The organism is Thalassotalea profundi (assembly GCF_014653195.1).
Lineage (GTDB): Bacteria > Pseudomonadota > Gammaproteobacteria > Enterobacterales > Alteromonadaceae > Thalassotalea_B > Thalassotalea_B profundi.
Window position 1 is genome coordinate 96488 of the sequence record NZ_BNAH01000013.1, and the last position, 14885, is coordinate 111372.

11 protein-coding genes are annotated in these 14885 nt (G+C 35.5%); 8 read left to right on the plus strand and 3 right to left on the minus strand.

Going from position 1 to position 14885, the window contains the following annotated elements; all coding sequences use genetic code 11:
• Window positions 1–32 precede the first annotated feature (32 nt).
• The 3 genes from IE155_RS15065 (at window position 33) to IE155_RS15075 (ending at window position 4046) form a co-directional block, all read left to right on the plus strand.
• Window positions 33–1394, plus strand: a complete 1362-nt coding sequence (locus tag IE155_RS15065; RefSeq protein ID WP_189379077.1) for an ATP-binding cassette domain-containing protein — start codon at window positions 33–35, stop codon at window positions 1392–1394.
• Between the two features lie 79 nt (window positions 1395–1473).
• Window positions 1474–2661: an acyltransferase family protein gene (locus tag IE155_RS15070; RefSeq protein ID WP_189379078.1), complete on the plus strand. Its 1188-nt coding sequence runs from the start codon at window positions 1474–1476 to the stop codon at window positions 2659–2661.
• A 32-nt stretch (window positions 2662–2693) separates the two neighbouring features.
• Entirely contained in the window at window positions 2694–4046 is a 1353-nt protein-coding gene (locus IE155_RS15075; protein WP_189379079.1) for a serine hydrolase domain-containing protein, read from the plus strand.
• 127 nt (window positions 4047–4173) lie between these two features.
• Here IE155_RS15075 and lysA read toward each other — a convergent pair whose 3' ends face one another.
• Complete coding sequence (gene lysA / locus IE155_RS15080; RefSeq protein WP_189379080.1) at window positions 4174–5439, minus strand: diaminopimelate decarboxylase; 1266 nt, start codon at window positions 5437–5439, stop codon at window positions 4174–4176.
• Window positions 5440–5609: 170 nt separating this feature from the next.
• Between lysA and IE155_RS15085 the strand changes: the two genes are divergently transcribed.
• Both IE155_RS15085 and IE155_RS15090 read left to right on the plus strand, forming a co-directional pair.
• Window positions 5610–6311, plus strand: a complete 702-nt coding sequence (locus IE155_RS15085) for an N-acetylmuramoyl-L-alanine amidase (RefSeq protein ID WP_229817358.1) — start codon at window positions 5610–5612, stop codon at window positions 6309–6311.
• A gap of 447 nt (window positions 6312–6758) precedes the next feature.
• The gene (locus IE155_RS15090) at window positions 6759–8387 is read left to right on the plus strand and encodes a methyl-accepting chemotaxis protein (RefSeq protein ID WP_189379081.1); all 1629 of its coding nucleotides are present in this window, start codon (window positions 6759–6761) and stop codon (window positions 8385–8387) included.
• A 297-nt stretch (window positions 8388–8684) separates the two neighbouring features.
• Here the strand turns inward: IE155_RS15090 and IE155_RS15095 are convergent, their stop codons facing one another.
• Entirely contained in the window at window positions 8685–9503 is an 819-nt protein-coding gene (locus IE155_RS15095) for a hypothetical protein (RefSeq protein WP_189379082.1), read from the minus strand.
• An 11-nt stretch (window positions 9504–9514) separates the two neighbouring features.
• A complete protein-coding gene (locus IE155_RS15100; protein ID WP_189379083.1) occupies window positions 9515–10573 on the minus strand; it encodes a S66 peptidase family protein in 1059 nt (352 codons plus the stop codon).
• 165 nt (window positions 10574–10738) lie between these two features.
• On the opposite strand from IE155_RS15100, the gene IE155_RS15105 reads away from it, so the two are divergent.
• The 3 genes from IE155_RS15105 to IE155_RS15115 all read left to right on the plus strand — a co-directional run bounded on the left by IE155_RS15105 (window position 10739) and on the right by IE155_RS15115 (window position 14877).
• Complete coding sequence (locus IE155_RS15105) at window positions 10739–11734, plus strand: D-cysteine desulfhydrase family protein (RefSeq protein WP_189379084.1); 996 nt, start codon at window positions 10739–10741, stop codon at window positions 11732–11734.
• Between the two features lie 129 nt (window positions 11735–11863).
• Window positions 11864–13234, plus strand: a complete 1371-nt coding sequence (locus tag IE155_RS15110; RefSeq protein ID WP_189379085.1) for a Na+/H+ antiporter NhaC family protein — start codon at window positions 11864–11866, stop codon at window positions 13232–13234.
• 59 nt (window positions 13235–13293) lie between these two features.
• Window positions 13294–14877, plus strand: coding sequence for a serine hydrolase (locus IE155_RS15115; protein WP_189379086.1), 1584 nt, complete (start codon window positions 13294–13296; stop codon window positions 14875–14877).
• Window positions 14878–14885: the final 8 nt, after the last annotated feature.

The window sequence follows — 14885 nt, forward strand, 5'->3', positions numbered from 1 at the left end:
GATTTAGCGCTAACCCCTTATGGTTTATTTTAATGATAAATATTACACACTTTGAACATGAAAAATTATTAGTAAAGAGCTGGTACTTGGGGAAAAGTGAAAGCTGGTGTGTTTTAGGTAAAAATGGTGCGGGTAAGCAGCAGTTAATTCAACTTATCACGGGGAAGATCCAACCAACAACCGTAGGGAATTTTATCATACCAAGTGTTGATAAAATTTCAGTAGTGTCTTTTGAAAGCCAGCAAAAAATTTATGAGCAAGAGTTATTATTAGCGCCAGATGGTATTGGTACGTTAGCGAAAGATTTTCTTCCTGAAAGTAAGCTAGATAGTAACCTTATTGAACAATTCGGTTTACGACATCGTTTAAATACTGGGTATAGACAATTAAGTACAGGAGAGGGGAGAAAGCTTTTAATCTTACAGGCGATATTTCAGGGAGTTGAGCTGTTAATTTGTGATAACCCATTTGATAGTTTAGATGAAGACTCTTGTATTGCTTTGTCAGCCGCATTAAAAGGCATATCTGAAACTGGTATTTCTGTGTTGTTGATGTTGAATAATCGTCAAGATATTCAACAGTGGTGTACTAATGTAGCTTTTATTGAGCGAGGGCAATTTAATGTGCTTGGCGATATTGAAAGTGAAGAAACTAAACGTCAACTTGATGCCTTATTAGCGCCACCATCAGATGATGTTAGTTGGCCAACGAATATTCAGCACCTTGATGATTACAAGCATCCTTATTTAGTTAAACTCAATAAAGGGCGAGTGCATTACAATGGGGTGAATGTATTTGAAGATCTCGATGTATGCATTAAGCCTTTACAACATACGCTGATTACTGGTGCAAACGGCAGCGGAAAATCAACGTTGATGCAACTTATTACTGGAGATTGCACTCAGTGTTACAGTAATGATATCCATGTGCTTGGTCACAAAAGAGGTTCAGGTGAAAGCATATGGGAATTGAAGAAAGATATGGGCATTGTAAGTGCGGAATTACATCGACAATATCGCGTAAATTGTGATTTATTAACGGTTGTTCTTTCTGGGTTTTATGATTCTATAGGCCTGTATCAACAACCGGAACAACAGACAATAACAATAGCTAAACATTGGTTAGATAAAATAGGTTTGTTAGGGCAACAACGTACACTCTTTAAAAGTTTGAGTTATGGCGAGCAACGCTTAGCCTTAATTGCTAGAGCGTTGGTTAAGTCTCCCTACTTATTAATATTAGACGAACCTACTCAAGGGCTAGATGAACTTAATCGTCATAGACTACTTAACTTTTTAGAGTTATTAGCAGAGCAAAAACATAGCACTATGCTATTAGTGAGCCACCGTAAAGATGAATTTTTGCCAATATTTAAGCAGCACATTAAGTTGTAAAAAATTCCTTCACGAAAATAGACGATATAATTTCTCTTAACAGTAACAATAGTTTAATAAACACAAAGGAATCAGCTTAATGGCGTTTTTTACTCACCATACAGAAAAAGTTTTATCACGCTGTAATGAAAATCGTTTATTAGCGCTTGATGTGTTAAGAGGTATAACAATTACCGCAATGGTGTTAGTGAATAACCCTGGAAGTTGGTCACATATTTATGCGCCTTTAAAACATGCCCAATGGCATGGACTTACCCCTACTGATTTAATATTTCCTTTTTTTGTTTTTATGATGGGGATTTCAATTGGTATCGTAATCCAACGAGCTAAATCATTTCCTATTCAACATACAAAAATTTGGGTACGTACCCTTAAATTATTTGGCTTAGGTTTATTTTTATTTCTTTTTTATATTAACTTTCAACAGGCTGAGTTTAGCTGGTTAGAGGATAGATTATATAAAATAAGGTTTATGGGCGTTCTGCAGCGTTTAGCACTTGTTTACATTATTACGTATTACATTGCCTTTTATACAAACCTAAAAGCGCAAAAGATAATTTTAATCGGTATATTAATAGGTTATTGGGCTATTAATGCCTTTGTGCCTTATTACGATGGTGCTGGTAATAAGTTCGTTGGCGAGTTAGCGTTTGGCAATAGTTTACCAGCTTGGTTAGATAATATAGTGATAGGCAGTCAACACTTATATTATAAAAATGCGCAGCCATTTGCTTTCGACCCCGAAGGTTTATTAAGTACTATACCTGCTGTCGCATCTGCGATCACAGGGATACTTGTTGCCAATGTATTAAATAATGCTAAGTTAGAAAAGTTAAATAAAGTGAAAACTCTTGCTACCTATGGTGTAGGAATGTTGTTCATAGGGTATTTAATGAGTGTTATTGTGCCTATTAACAAACAATTGTGGACATCTTCTTTTGTTCTAGTGACTTCTGCTTGGGCGTGTATTATGTTAGCGGGCTTAATATGGTTACTTGATATAAAGGGCTATAAAAAGTGGAGTGCGCCCTTTGTTGTTTTTGGCGTCAATGCGATAGGTTTTTTCGTATTTTCAGGTGTACTTGCACGTATTCTGTTAATGATCCCTGTAGGAAATACTAGTCTTAAGGGGCACTTATATCATCAGTATTTTAGCCAGATAATATCACCAACCTTTGGGTCATTTTTGTTCGCTTTTAGTTTTTGTTGTATTTGCTATCTAGTCTTTTATAAGCTTTATCAAAAACAAATTATATTTAAGGTCTGATTGTGTTTTATAAAATGGGAATAGTTTAGTTTATGAAAGTCTTTAATTACTTACTACTTTTTTGCTTATTATCAGCTTGTTCGGCTATAGATAACAAGGTTGATGACTATCAGATAGTTAAACAACAAATGTTTGATCTGGTTAATATTGATAAAGCACCAACTGAAATATCGGGTTTACAATTAGTACTTGTTAAAAATGGAAATATTGTTTTTGAACATGCAGAAGGTTTTGCGTCAATAACATCTTCGGGTGATAAACAACCATTAAGTATTGATCATAAAGTACGCATAGCGTCTATTTCAAAGTTTGTATTAACTATGTCATTAATGACATTAGTCGATGATGGTTTAATTGATTTAGATGAAGATATTTCTCAATATCTAGGTTTTACGCTACGTAACCCAAACTTTCCCAATCGAAAAATAACCATCAAACACGTTTTAGCTCATGTTTCGTCAATACGTGATAATGGTCAGTACTTCTTACCTTATGGTAAAAATTATCAAGTGTTCTTTGAGCATACTAATCATAATGGACATTTTGCTGATAAAGAAAATCAAGGCCCTGGAGAGTATTTTACCTATGCAAACTTAAACTTTGGTTTGATTGCAGGGGTTATTGAAAATGTTAGTGGTTTAAGAATGGATGTATTTGCTAAACAGGCATTATTTGAACCATTGAATTTAGAGGTGAGTTTTAATGCTTGTGATCTATTTCAAGATGAATACACGCAACTTGCCACTCTTTTTCGAAGAGGAAAGGGGGGGGATTATTGGGATAAAAATGGCCCTTGGATCCCTCAGGTCGATGGCAATGAAATAATGTGCTTTTATGGCGGAGAAAAATACAAGCGTTCTCAACGTCCAAATTTATCTCATTTGTCTAACTATGAGTTAGGTAGTAATCCAACATTGTTTTCTCCACAAGGTGGTTTAAGAGCATCGGCTAAAGATCTTGCCAAATTAATGCAACTATTTATTAATAAAAACAATAATCAAGTAGTATCAAAAGAAGTCTTGTCCCTGATGTTAGACCCTGTTTGGCAGTATGATAACAGCCAAAAAAATGGGCATACTGGTGGTGAAAGCCCATTAGATGATTTGTCTACCATGGGGATGAAAACGGCTTATGGATTATCTACTCATATCATCGATCTGCAAAAATGGGGATTATCTAATGAAGAACATCTCTTTTATGGCCATTTAGGATCTGCGTATGGTTTATTAGGACAGTTTTGGTTTGATCCATTAACGGGAGATGGATTTATTGCATTAATTACAGGGGTAGGAGATGATCCTGCTAAACCAGAAAGTAAAATACCGCTTGATGCAATTGAAGAAAAAGTATTAAAAATGAGTTTAAAGGCACTGAAGCATTTATAAAAGCAAACGCTTTATATCAATTCAAATAAGGACGTTCTTAATTGTTTATACGAATTGGTATTTACTTTAAATAATAATGCTATCGCTGAACTAAATAGCGATAGCATTAAGCTATTATCTTATTGTGCTAAAGCCACTCGGGGATTGTATCTTGATTGATGATATCGTCGTAGGTTGGCCGAGCTCTAATGACTGAAAAGTGGTCGTCTTGTACCATAACTTCTGGCGCAGCTAATCGGGTATTATAACTTGAAGCCATAACGCTACCATAGGCACCACAACTTAGAATACCAACTAAGTCACCGGCTTGTGTTGTCGGCAAAGCTCTATTTTTGGTGAATGTATCACCAGTTTCACAAACCGGACCAACAACGTCATAACATTCGGTTTTATCATTAGTGTGGTTAATGGGTTTTATTTGATGGTAGGCGTCATACATACTGGGCCTAATTAAATCATTCATTCCCGCATCAATAATGAGAAATTGGCGTTCTTCGCCTTTTTTAACGTATACCACAGTGGAAACGAGTACACCTGAATTTCCAACAATTGACCGGCCGGGCTCTACAATTATTTTGCAATTTAAGTGCCCCAATTGCTTATTAACTAGCGCCGCATAGGCATCTTTGTTTGGCGGTGTTTCATTTTCATCATAGTCTATGCCTAATCCGCCACCCACATCAATTACTGAGATATCGTGTCCATCGGACTTTAACAAAGTGGTAAATTCAGCTACTTTAGCAAATGCTTGCTCAAATGGCTGTAAATCCGTTAATTGCGAGCCAATATGAACATCAACACCTTGTACTTTAATGCCGGATAATGATGCTGCATATTTATAAACTTCTCTAGCTTTTGCTATTGGAATACCAAACTTGTTTTCTGACTTACCAGTGGTAATTTTTGCATGGGTATTTGCGCAGACGTTTGGGTTAACTCTGATAGAAATAGCCGCTACTTTATTTAACTTGCTTGCTATTTCACTGATTAATGTTAGCTCAGGTTCAGATTCAACATTAAATTGAAGAATATTGTTATTTAAGGCAAAGATAATTTCACTTTCTTTTTTAGCAACCCCAGAAAATACAATTTTATCTGCAGAGATCCCTGCTTTTAATGCACGTCTAATTTCACCTTCTGAAACAACATCTGCACCAGCACCTAAATTAGCAAGTAATGCTAATATAGCCTGATTAGAATTAGCTTTTACGGCATAACATATTAAAGTGTCTTGTTGGCTAAAGGCATTTTTATAGTCTAAATAACAGTCTTTAATAGCTGAAGCAGAATAACAATAGAAGGGGGTTGGTATGACTTTCGCAATTGCTGTAATGGATACTTGTTCCATGTGCATGGTATTGTCTTTATAAGAGATATGAGGTTGTATTTTCATTACTAAATAATTACTATGTTTTATGTCTTTAGGAATAATATATTTTTATTTCTCATCACATTCAAGTTTTATTCGTTGCTAATAGGCAATATTGCTAATATTAAGCTCAACAGGTTTAACATTTACCAGGCTTTAGTTTTAATTCATCGTAAGATTAAGGAAATTATATTGTGGTCATTTTTAAATACATTTTGATGATAACGTTATTGTTAGTGTTAATGGCGTGCAACTCGCCAGTTAAAGAAGCTCCTAAAGTCAGTAGTCAACTTAATATTATACAAAAACCTATTATTTACGACGCTAAAAGGGAAGAGCTCTCCCTTGAGTATTTAAGTACCCGCTATAATATGAAAATGGATAAAGCTCAGATAACCCCAAAAATGGTGGTGGTTCACTGGACCGCTATACCTACTTTAGAAGCATCCTTTAATGCCTTTTACAAGCCAATGTTACCGAGCTTTAGAAGTAAAATTAGCAGTGCAAGTCAATTAAATGTATCGGCACATTATCTAATTGACCGCGACGGCACTATTTATCAATTACTGCCAAACACCACTTTTGCTCGTCATGTTATTGGCTTAAATCATAGTGCAATCGGAATAGAAAATGTTGGTAATGGTAGCAATTTACCTTTAACGGCTGAGCAATTAACAGCTAATATCGAATTGATTAAGCAATTGAGTAAAGCGTATCCGATAGAATATGTCATTGGTCATCATGAATACCGTAACTTTTCAAAGCATCCCTTATGGAAAGAAGTGAACCCTAATTATTTAACGGTGAAAACAGATCCTGGTGAAACGTTTATGACTAATATCCGTGCCTCGTTAACTGACTTGAATCTTAAAAAAGTACCTGAATTGAAGCAATAACACCTTATGTAAGTGTTTGATTTTAAAGTTCAATTAATCGCACGCGACAAAGTGAATGCAAGGCATTTATTGTTAAATCTCTAATATTTTGAACAGAGTATTCTTGGGTTGTAAAAAATACGCAATTACTGAGTTTTGATAATAAGATAGGCTGTTGCAAGGCACTCGCAAATAATAGCAAGCACTACACTGTAATTTTTTATCTAAACTTCATTACAGAACAAATAACGGCAACACCTTAATTTTGTTACCTTATTCAAGGTTGGTAGTGCTTTTAATTTAGAGTTAATCATAAATAAATCAATGAAATAAATTTTTTGTTTGTAAGGTCTACTAACATTAACCCTTATTTACTTTCAAAGTTAACAAGTTCCATAGAGTAATATAAAAAGTCGCGACATCATATACATGATGTTTTTATAAATAGAAGTTATGAGAGCCTTATAGATGAAAATGAGCACACGATTGTTATTTGGTTTTGGATCGTTATTGTTAATGATGTCGTTATTAACCTCAATGGGGATTTTTCGAGTTAATACCATAGATGATACCTTGACTCAGATAACAGATGTTAATTCTAAAAAACAACGTTATGCCATTAATTTTAGGGGAAGTGTTCACGATAGAGCTATTGCCTTAAGGGATGTGGTACTTGTTCAAAATCAAAATGAATTGAACGAGATATTAAGTTTAATTAATCAGCTTGATAACTTTTATCAACAATCAGCCCAAGCGCTTGAACATGAATTTTCAGCTGATATGTCAATGAATCAAACAGAAGTTGAAATTTATAATCGTATTAAAACGATAGAGTCCAATGCTGTTGGACTGTTAGAAGATGTGATCAAATATACTCAGCAGAATAATCAAACTATGGCAATGGACATACTATTAAAAAAAGCCCGTCCAGCCTTTGTTGATTGGTTAAATACCATTAATGAATTTATTGATTATCAAGAACGTTTAAATAAAGTTGCTACCGCTGAAGCTCGAAAAGTGGCGAGTGGATTTCAAAATTGGATGATTATTTTAACTTTAGCGGCACTCGTCCTTGGTGGTGGTTTAGCCTATTTTATTTTAAAACGTATTGAACAGTCTGTAGGTGGAGAACCTATAGTAGCGCAATCTTTCATATCAAATATAGCCCAAGGAGATTTAACTGGTTCAATATTAACCAAGTTTGAACACAGTATTATGGGCTCAATTGTTAGTATGCAGAGCATATTGAAAAAAATTGTTAATAATATTACTCACTCATCTTCTGAGCTATTAGACCGCGCTGAAACAGTAACGCAATCGTCAATTAGTTCATTAGATTTAGCCGAAAAGCAAATAAAGCATACTTCATTTGTTGTTACGTCATTACAACAAATGGGTGATCGGGTTAAATCAATAGTAAATCTTGTTCATCAAACCGAAAATAATTCTAGAGAAACCGTTGAGTTATCAATGTCTGGAAGGGAGTCTGTATTAAAAGTTGCGAATGAAATTGAAGATATCTCTACTACTGTAGCCAATACTGTCCAACAAGTTAATCTACTGGATGACACGGCAAAAGAAATTGGTACCATTTTAAATGTCATTCGCTCTATTTCTGATCAAACTAATTTACTTGCCTTAAATGCGGCGATTGAAGCGGCGAGGGCAGGTGAAGCAGGACGAGGCTTTGCAGTTGTTGCGGATGAAGTTAGGCAGTTAGCGCAACGTACGGGTGATGCAACTGGCGAAATTGAAACTATGATTTCTCAAGTGCAAACCAACACTGAAGCATCTGTTAGTGCAATGGAAACAACGGTGCCAAAAGTTGAACGAGGTTTAGTGTTAACTAGACAAGCAAGTGAGTTATTAGATCAAATTCAGCAACAAGCAAATAGCTCAATGGAAAATGTTTTAGAAGTAGTTAACTTAACAAGTAAGCAACAATCAACCATTGATGGTATAAAAGACTCTGTTAGAGCGTTAGATGATATGTCTAAAGAAACGACTGAGTCTTTACAAGCGAATGTTGAGCAAGCAAGTCATTTACAAAACTTATCAGTAAAATTGAATGAGGATATTGAATTTTTTAAAATTTAATATCTCTTCGAATTTTTAGGTATTTGGGGTAATACAATGGAATACGTGTTGTTGACTTGTAAAAGCTAAAGGTTATCGCTTTATTACAAGAGCAGCATAATAAGCATAATTGTAAGCGACGCTTTTTGTTATTAAACATATTAGGTAAATAAAGCGAATGTACTATTATGTAAATTATGACCTAATCTGTTAAGGATTAGGTCAGTGGGTAAATTGAAACCTAGGTTATAAGGCTATTATAAATGCTCTAGCATTTGAATTAAGCTAAAATCAGCATAAATACTATCAAGGGGAGTTTTATTGCTCCTTTTCTAATAATGAAAAGGTATAATCGACCATCTCAATTTGTTTAGATAAATGATCTTCTCCAAAACCATGAGTAACCCGTTCAGCTTCAATATTAATATATCGATAACCTTTCATTTCTGAATAGACAGATAAAGAACCATCATCTTCATTAGGATCCGTTGCTACGTTCGGATTTTGCAATACGGCATTCCAACCGTTTTGTTTCATGCTATTAAAATCAGTTTTATCTGTCACAAAATACAAATCGTCTTCATCATCAGTGCCACTAGCCGTATCAATCAAATACTGGGCACCAGATGCTAACTTGGTCTGATACCGAATAATAGACACGTTACCGATACCATTTTTGCCATCGCCTTCAAAGCCATTGCTATTGTTATGCATAGCGACAATTGTCGACGGTGGTTTTTCACCACTTAATGCATCTAACACAAATTGGCTTAACGCTTCTGCACGTTTTTCGGCTTTGTTGATTAACGATACATTTTTACGGTGTTTAGGATTTGATTTTTTGAGGCTAGCAAGTCTACCAATCTTAGTAAACATTCTATTGGGGTCAATTTTGATTTTTTGATGGTCAATATCAAATGTAACAAGGCGTTTACCTTCTTGTCTTAAAACGACAAAAACGCCCCCTTTTTTAACGATTTGTTCAGCTACATATTTATTAGCAACAAACTCTGTTTCATGTGGTGCAAAAAAAGCCCAATCTTGTGATGAATTATTATCGCCAACAACTTCTAAATAGATATTTGGCTGTTGAGGAAAGGTTAAAGCACTTGATAAAGCAAAAAGTAACGTGTGCACAATAATGACTCCTAACTAACCGCTGTTTCGGTTAATACTAATCGTTTATTGGTAGCATCGAGCATTGCCATTGCACCGACAGGAATCGTAGACATATCTTTAATATGGCCAATCATTACACCTTTTAAAACAGGAATATTTAAATCACCCAATCTATCTTTAATGACTTCTTCAATACTGAGTGAATCACCACGTGCGGTACAGTCTGTACATTTACCAAAAGCAATACCCGCAAGTTTATCTAGTCGGCCTGCTATTTTTAAATGCGTTAGCATGCCATCGACACGATAGGGCGCTTCTTCAACATCTTCGAGGAATAGAATTTTACCGGTATAATCGGGTTCAAAAGGTGTACCTACAAGTTTTACCATTAACGATAGATTACCACCTATTAGCCTGCCTTTTGCTTTGCCTTTGGTGACTAATGTCAGCCTATTTTTTTGTTCTGCTTGACCTTCTTTGGGTTCAAATAAAGGTGGTGTACCAAGATCTAGGTTAGCTTTAGGTGTAAATAAAACGTCTTTAAAACCTTGCAAGGTATATTCACTAAAGTTTTGCTTAGCAATGGGGCCATGAAAGGTGACTAAACCTGTTTTGGTATAAATAGCGTTTAATAAGGCTGTAATATCACTATAACCGATAAACACCTTAGGGTTTTTAGCAATTACGTCATAATTTAAATAAGGGAGTATTCGAGGTGAACCATAACCGCCACGTAAACAAAAAATGCCATCAACACTTTTATCTTGGAACATGTCATTAATATCCCAAGCTCGCTGTTGATCATTTCCTGCAAGGTAACCATTACGTTGGAATATGTATTTGCCTTGCTTTACTTTAAAACCAAAGGATTTTAACACATCGATAGCAAAATGGATTTCTTGATCTTCCCATGTATTACTACTTGGAGCGATTAAGCCGATCGTATCACCTGCTTTTAAACGTTTTGGTTTAATTATAGCGTTTGGGTTTACACTGCTATTTACTTCAGCATTTACTATATTAGGTAAAAAGCTGGTGGCAATAGCAGAAGTTATCATTGCTTTAACAAAGGCGCGTCTATCAATCATAATTATTCCTATTTTTCTTTTAACATAACAAAATAGCAACCTGCAGCAAAGCAATATTATTACTATTTTTTCGTAAATTTAGAATTTTATAGTATTTTTTTATTACATGATTAACAATGCTCATGTATTTATAATTTATCTTTTAATAGGTAAGGTTAACAATTAATGACAATACTAAACACTATTTCTAGAGTCACCATAACACATGCTCCTACTGCGTTAGAGTACATGCCTCAAATGTCAGCGTTACTTAATCGAAATCTCTATGTTAAAAGGGATGATTGTACTGGTTTAGCTGGAGGTGGCAATAAAACAAGAAAGTTAGAGTATTTGGTTGCTGATGCATTAGCCAATAATGCAGACACGCTAGTAACTGTTGGTGGTATACAATCAAATCACGCAAGACAAACGGCGGCGGCCGCAGCAAAGTTTGGTTTAAATTGTGAGTTAGTTTTAGAAGATGTGCAGGGCACACCAAAAACTGATTATTATAAAAATGGCAATGTATTATTAAACCATTTATTAGGCGCCAATATTCATACAGTTCCTGATGACCTTAAGAGTATTGATTATACCAAGGCGTTAATGAGCGAACTGAGCGAGCAAGGTAAAACGCCTTACTTAATTCCGGTAGGTGGCTCTAATGAGATTGGTAGTTTAGGTTATGTGCAATGTGCAGGCGAAATTATAACTCAGATACAAACGCAATCAATCACACTTGATCACATCGTGCTTGCTAGCGGAAGTGCTGGCACACAAGCAGGTTTACTCGCAGGATTAATCTTAGCTGATATTGATATTCCTGTTTTAGGAATTTGTGTTAGTCGTTCAGCATCAGAGCAAGTTACATTGGTCACTGAATTATTAGAAAAAACATTAACTTTACTTGGATTGGATAAAAACTTAGCTAAAAAGCGCGTATTTGCAAATGGTGATTATTACGGCAAAGGTTATGGAATTCCTAATAAAGAAATGATCGAGGCGGTAAATCTTTGTGCGCAAAACGAAGGGCTTATATTAGATCCTGTGTATACAGGGAAAGGCATGGCTGGGTTAATTGATTTATGCCGGCAAAATAAGTTTATGCAAGATAGCAATATACTTTTTATCCATACAGGTGGGAGTCAAGGTGTTTTCGCTTATCAGGAAACATTTGCCTAAATAAAGTACGCATAGTTCGCAAAGCGCTAAGTTTGTAATAAAAAATTACTATTTATTTTTAATTGTTGAATAATCTATTAATATTTGTAAGTATGTCCTAGGTTAAAAAATTTGTCTTGAGGGTTAAATATGGAATGGTACTCGTTATTACCTCCAATTGTTGCTGTAGTCATTGTGTTATGGAAAAAAGAAGTTATTTTAGCATTGCTATTGGCTATTTTTACCTCAGAGCTTTTATTATCTGAATTTGGCGGAGGAATGATTTTTCATGGTGCTATCGGCACTTTTGAACGCATTGTTGATATTTTCGGCTCGCCAGGTAATACCCGGATCCTTATGTTTAGTTTGATCATTGGTGCCGTATTAGCTTATATGCGCCACTCTGGCGGCGTTACCGCTATGGTTGAATACGTTATTTCAAAAGGGTTAGGAAAAAATAAACGCCAAGTTGCATTTATGGCTAACTTTACAGGTATGGCTATTTTTATAGAAAGTAATTTGTCAGTGTTAACGGCAGGTATTGTTTCAAGAGGCTTGTTCGATCGTTATAAAATGAGCCGAGCAACACTCGCGTATATTATAGATAGCAGCGCGGCGCCTATTTGTATTTTAGTTTTATTAAATGGTTGGGGAGCTTTCGTTTTAGGCTTATTAAGTAACTATGAATTTGAACAAAGTGCCGCAGAGGTAATGTGGGGCACTATATTATTAAATTTTTACCCGATTATTGCATTGATGATGGTGTGGTATACCGCTTTCACCGGTAATTTACATGGCCCATTGGCTCGCTCGCAATCTTCAGCCGTTAAAGAGATAGAACAAAAGCATGAATTCGAACCTACCAAGGCAAGGTTTATGTTCGTGCCTTTAATTACCATGGTAGTTGGTATGGTTGGTTTTATGTTTTGGACCGGTGACGGGACGCTATCTGCGGGCAGTGGATCTAAATCTGTGTTATACGCAACCGTATCCGCGTGTTTAGTTGCTTATATAATGATGCTTTCTTCAAAAAGATTTACGCATCATCAACTGGTTAAAATTGGTTTTAATGGTATGGGTGAATTACTCCCATTAGTGACTATTGTGCTTTTATCGTTAACATTAGGCGCAAGTTTAAAAATATTAGGCACAGGGGTTTACGTTGCTCAAATAGTTGGAGACTCTTTACCTATTTTCTTAATTGCACCAATGTTATTTTTAGCCGGCGCTTTTATTGCCTTTTCAACCGGCACGTCTTGGGGAACATTTGCAATATTAATCCCAATTGGTGTGCCTTTAATACAAGAGTTAGGTTTACCACCTTCGTTTATTATTGCCGCTATTCTTGGCGGTGGTGTATTTGGTGATCATTGTTCACCAATCTCAGATACAACAGCGGTCTCAGCTATCGCATCAGGATGCGAACTGTTAGAGCATGTTAAAACGCAACTACCTTACGCGTTATTTGGTGGGGCGTTAACATTAATTCTTTATACACTTTATGGCATTGCTTTTTTGTAAGTGTTGATTACTTTTATTGAGCGTTTTATCAGAATAAGTAACTTTACAGGTACTAGATTATGAAAATTATTCCTTTGTTAATATCGACGACATTACTGTCTTTTTCGCAGTCGGTATATGCACAAGTAAACCAATTTAATGAAGAAAAAATTGATACTTTGATACAACAAACACTTTCGACTTTTAAAGTACCAGGTGCTGCCGTTGGAGTGATTAAAGATGGAGAAGTCTTATTAAGTAAAGGTTATGGGGTGCAAGATATTAACAAGAGTGATCTTGTTAACCAACATACATTATTTAAAATTGCTTCAACGACAAAAGCCTTTAACAGTGCAGCTTTAGCCATACTAATTGATCAAAACAAACTCAGTTGGGATAGTAAAGTTGTTGATATACTCCCCAATTTTGCTCTTTATGATGAATGGGTAACAAAAGAGTTTACTATCGCTGATTTACTCACGCATCGAAGTGGTTTAGCTAGATTTGCTGGCGACTTAATGTTGTGGCCGGAACCCGCTGGATTTAGTCGTGATGAAATTATCAATAATTTAAAGTTTTTAAAACCTGCATCTGGCTTTAGAAGCGAATATGCCTATGACAATTTGCTTTACATCGTTGCTGGTGAAATTGTCGCTAAAATCACCGGCATGTCGTGGGAAGAGTTTGTTGAAAAAAACATTATGTCGCCTTTAGGTATGAAACGTTGTTTTGCAGGCCCTGTTCCTCAAAAAGACATGCATAATATTGCTCAACCTCATGGCTTGATAAACGAAAAAATTGAGATCATTAAACGTAATCAAACTTACCATAAAGATAGTGTTATGGCTGCTGCTGGTGGTATTAAATGCAGTGTTCAAGACTTACTGACTTGGGTAGATGTGCAATTAAATCGAGGTACTACTGCGGAAGGTTTTGAGCTTTTCAGTGAAGAGCAAAGCCGTACCATGTGGAAGCCGCATACCATATTATCTGTTTCTAAAAATGAAAAAAAATATGACAATACCAACTTTAAATCTTATGGGTTAGGTTGGGGCTTGGCTGATATGCATGGCTATAAACGTGTATCTCATACCGGAACCCTATCAGGAAACCTCGCTTACATCACTTTGATCCCTGAACTAGATTTAGGAGTGATCGTATTAATTAATCAAAACTCGTATTACGCGCGTGGCACTATTATGAGTAGTATTTTGCAAATGTTTATGGATGTTGAACAAAAAGATTGGTTAGCTATTCAACTTGATAGACAGCAAAAGAAAATTGCGAGATTAAATGCTGCTAATGCCGCATCTCAACTAGAGCGCAACAAGAAGCCAGCAAGAGCAAGTGTACTTTTACCATTAGCATCCTATGTTGGTATTTATCAAGATCCTTGGTTTGGTCAAATCAAAGTCTCTATCAAAAATAAGCAATTACACTTTCAATCATTGAAATCAAAGAAATTAATTGGAGAAATGATAGAGCGAGAAGCTCATGACTTTATTGTTTGGTATGACGATAGAAGTCTAGAAGGTGATGCAATTGCACGATTTACTACCGATGAAAATAACAAGGTTATTGGATTGCTGATGGAACCTCTTAACGATGATACAGACGCAAGCTTTGATTACGATGATTTAAATTTCACTCGTATAGCCAATTAATTAATGTT